At 43.5% G+C, this 4,262-nt stretch carries 4 protein-coding genes; all 4 read right to left on the reverse strand.

The features are described 5' to 3' along the window. A partial coding sequence (locus GX497_18300) for a response regulator (protein ID HHY75130.1) occupies positions 1-1,169 on the reverse strand: 1,169 nt, incomplete at its 3' end. Positions 1,170-1,208: 39 nt separating this feature from the next. Beyond that, complete coding sequence (locus GX497_18305; GenBank protein HHY75131.1) at positions 1,209-2,729, reverse strand: sensor histidine kinase; 1,521 nt, start codon at positions 2,727-2,729, stop codon at positions 1,209-1,211. Continuing rightward, a complete protein-coding gene (locus GX497_18310; GenBank protein ID HHY75132.1) occupies positions 2,716-3,690 on the reverse strand; it encodes a sugar ABC transporter substrate-binding protein in 975 nt (324 codons plus the stop codon). Before GX497_18310 ends, GX497_18305 begins: the two co-directional genes overlap by 14 nt. Positions 3,691-3,805: 115 nt before the next feature. Then, the coding region (locus tag GX497_18315) for a beta-methylgalactoside transporter (GenBank protein HHY75133.1) at positions 3,806-4,262 on the reverse strand (457 nt) is incomplete at its 5' end.

Genomic DNA, 4,262 nt, shown 5'->3' on the forward strand with positions numbered 1-4,262 from the left:
ATGGGATCTTTTTCTTGTTCGATCTCGCTGTAAGAGGTACGGAAAAACGCTCTTAACATCGGTCCGTTATTCCCGTCCTCAATGATCATATTCTCGCATAAGCGCCAAAGCAACACCGGGAATTCCCTGTAAGCAAACGCTAACTGTTCAAACTCGCTCAGCTTACTGTCGATAGACTGCATATGTCCGCTATATACTTCTTCTGTAACTGCTTGAGCAATGGACAACAGCCGTTCCATGCAAATGCCATTGTCATCTTCTTTAAGATAAAAACACACAGGTCCCTGTTCCTGATTTCTTAGCGCGAGCAAACTTTCTCGATATGAATCGGTCATCTTCTGAAAATCATGATAAATGCCACCGACCCCGGCTTTCATCAACAGGCCTCTTTCATTTTTCAGTTTATTGAGTAAAACATGCAGCACGTCTGAAATCCAGCTTCGCCAAAATCCAGCTGCCATATCGTCAAACTCAGGCACAAACACCAACAGGTTGATGCTTGTTCCGGTGATTGCCGCAAGATAGGTACAGCTTGACTCCAGCGCATTATTCAGAACATTGTGCAAAGCTCCCTTTTCCTGATTCTTTAATGCATTCTTGTCCCCATTTACCGGCAAAAGGGAAATCATAACACCCCTGTTCCATTTGATGGACTGCATTTCACACCAGGCAGCAAAACTTTTTTCTGCCGGCTCATTAATAAATATCGAATACATTATCTCGCTTTCTATTGCCGGACGGATGCGCCATAGCAAGTCCTGTATCTTGCGCTGGCTCTGGGTATTGACGCGATCTTCATCTATGAGATTGCAAAGTTTTCGGATGGTGGCGATGGTATCAGAACGTTTCTGGGGTTTCAGTATGTAGAAGTCGACTTTTAGCGACAGAGCATGCTGCGCATATTCAAAATCATTATACGCCGTATTGATGATAAACCGTGTACTCACACCCCGGGAACGCAAAATGTCCAATGCCTCCAGGCCGTTGATACCAGGCATATTGATGTCCACGATCGCCATGTCCGGATGCAGCTTCTCTACAAGAGATACAAGCTCAATGCCATTTTCAGCAAGTCCTATTACGGATATTTCCGGGAACTCTTTTTGTATAAGCAGGCTTAACGCCTTGCGTTCGATTTCTTCATCCTCAGCAATGATCATCGTATACATGCCGCTTCCCCCTTATCCGGCTTTTTTAGAATACAATGTTTAATTGCGCCATGGCAGTCCGAAATGAATACAGGTGCACCCGGGTTTGCTTGAAATCTCAAATTCAACATCATCATTAAAATACATCATTAATCTCAGGTAAACGTTTTTAAGACCGATATGCTCACTGAAGCATTCTTTTCTGGCCATAGCTTCACGAAGCTCAGCAAGCTCCTCGGGCGGGATACCTCTGCCGTTATCTTCCACCTCTATGCAACATCGATCGTTTTCATGGTAGATACGTATGATTATCTTTCCGCCGCTTGTCATCATTCCAACGCCATATTTTATTGCGTTTTCTACGACCGGCTGCAGTATCATGCAGGGCACATCCAGCCCTTCACAGGCACTGTCAACCTCAAAGATATATTCGATGCGGTTTCCAAAACGGCATTGCTGGATATACAAATACTTTCGGAGATTGTCGATCTCATCTCCTAATGTAACTGATTTCGTTACCTTTCCGAGATTATACCGCAGGTATTCAGCCGTGGCCTCGATCAGCCTTGCAGTCTCTTCAGCTTCTTCAATATACGCCGTTCTGGAGATCATATTCAGTGTATTGAACAGAAAATGGGGATTCACACGGGATTGCAGAAGTTTCAGCTGACTGTTCTGAAGTGCGCTTGATATGCGCATGTTCTCCATCTCAGCTTTCTGGAGTTGTTCACGTATGCTGTGATCTTTCTGTATTTGCTCAAACTGTGTCTGGATGGTATCCACCATATTGTTGAAACAGTTGGCGAACACCTCAAGCTCATCCCCTGTTTTGACGGTCACATGCTCCCTGGACAGCGGATTTTTCGTCATATTGCTGGCAAAGTCAGTCAGTTTTTTTACTGAGCGGGTCAGTCCATCAACTACCCTGTTGTAAAACAGAAAGAAAATAACCAATGAGATCAGGACCGTCATTACCATCACAGCATTAAAGATGAAGCGCAATTGCTGCATCCGGGCCTGCAAATTTTGCGTACTGATGAGTTTTATAGAATAGATTTCTTTGAAACTTTGATTTATGTATCCGATAGTGTTCTGAGATTCCTTATACAAGTTCTGAACAACCAGGTTGTCTTCAAGGGATTCTCCCATCTGGTAAGCGCTGAGTGTCTTCGTCAGCGCAGTGTTCTGTTCAAGATAGGTTTTCACCATGCAGTACAGATCCATGACTTCCCTGGAATAATCCTGCTCTAATTGAGTCCATACGAAATCCAATGCCTTCCTGACAGATTCGATGCTTTGAATGTTATTCTCCAGAGTAGCGGGGCGTAAATATATCAGGCAATCATACAGGTAACGATTGGCAGTCTCCACTTCAGTAAATAACTCGTTCAAATGCAAAAGGTCATCGAGAGCCGCATCGTACTGTTTGCCCATAAAATTGTTGCAGGTGAAGGACACTATAAAAACTACAAGCATCATAAGGAAGATAAGAAAATATCCGAAGCCATATTTTCTGTTTATTGAGTTGCGTAGCGAATACCTTTTGATTATTTTCAAGAGTTTTTCCTTACCGAACTTCATCTTTGACCTCCTTGTTCAGATCGGAGGCAGTTAAATAATCTATGTCCGTATGAATGACATTGTGGGAATAGTGACCTTCTGTCTTATACCGGTAACTTTCCTCGATACTCCGATATCCCATTATGAATGTTTGTTGACGGATGACCCCGTCCATCAGTCCTTCGGTAAGGACCCTCTCCGATTCCTTATAAAAATCAAAACCAATGACACACTTGAATGCCGGAGCACGTTTATCAAGTATTCCCCTTATGGTCATACTCAGTGTGCCCGTTCCTTCTATGCATACAAGTGTGTCGATACCATACTCCCGCTGACTTAAAAGCTTGTATTTTTCATAAAAAGTTATATAGTCATACTGATCATATTCGATTGCTTCAATAGACATATCCGAATATCTTGAAATTACATCCTTTATGCCCTGTAGTCTCAATTCCAGATTCGGATAGCCCGGCGCGCCGCTGATCAGTCCTATTCTCGCCCGTCCTCCTGTTTCTTCCACAAGTTTCTCACCAAGGAGCCTGCCTGCTGCGTAGTTATCAGTTCCTATATAAAGATGTTCGGGGAACTGAGGCAGATCCGTATCGACGAATATTATCTGAATTCCCTTTTTCCATGCATTCTCAAGTGCTTTGATATAGTCCGGATCATCCACGCCCTGGACAATGATAGCATCGACCCGAGCAGCTGTTGCTTCTTTTATGAGCTCCGTCATTTGGGGAACACTATAGTTCATAGAAGGCAATCTGATTTTTACGTTAACAGGAAAATCTTCAGCCGCAGCTGTAATCCCATCGATGACACTTGTCCAGTAAGCTTTGTCATCATGTGGAATTACAGCTGTTATTCTCATCGTGGAGGTATTATGGATCGGTTGATTTTTCTCAGATAATATTGCATTCTGACATCCCGTAAAAGCAAAAGAGAGGGCAAAAAACACCAATAAAACAATGCGTTTTTTCAAAGCATAGTCCCCCTTTCGATGCTGTCCCGGCTGAAAAATTACTCATATATTATACCATACCTTAAACCTAAATCATCCCGTTTTCATCCAAAATGCTGACCAAGTGTTATATGTATTACGTTCTTTTAGCATACTTGCGAACATCAAGCGCAACAGCACTGATTATGATTAGACCTTTGACCACATTCTGCCAGTATGGGCTGATGCCTATGAATGTAAGGCCGTAGTTTAAGACATTGAAGATAATTACTCCGGCAAACACACCGCCTACCGTGCCTACTCCTCCGGTAATGGAGCAACCTCCCACTATACATGAAGCAATGGCATCAAGTTCATATCCTGCTCCATATGCGCTTGTAGCTCCGCCGGTACGAGCTGCTTCCAAACAACCTGCAAGCGCATAGAAAGCTCCAGCCAGTGTGAATGTGACCATCTGGATCTTGAATACGTTTATACCTGATACCCGGGCTGCTTCCATATTGCCGCCTACGGCAAAGATCTCTTTTCCCAGGCATGTTTTGTTATACAGCATCCATACGATGGCCATGCAAACTACAGCAATGATAACGATG

Source organism: Bacillus sp. (in: firmicutes), from assembly GCA_012842745.1.
GTDB lineage: Bacteria > Bacillota > Bacilli > Bacillales > Bacillaceae_J > Schinkia.

What these genes read in the sequence shown, in the direction of transcription:
- GX497_18305 (HHY75131.1), bottom strand. Translation starts at nt 2,729, where the DNA reads ATGAAGTTCGGTAAGGAAAAACTCTTGAAAATAATCAAAAGGTATTCG.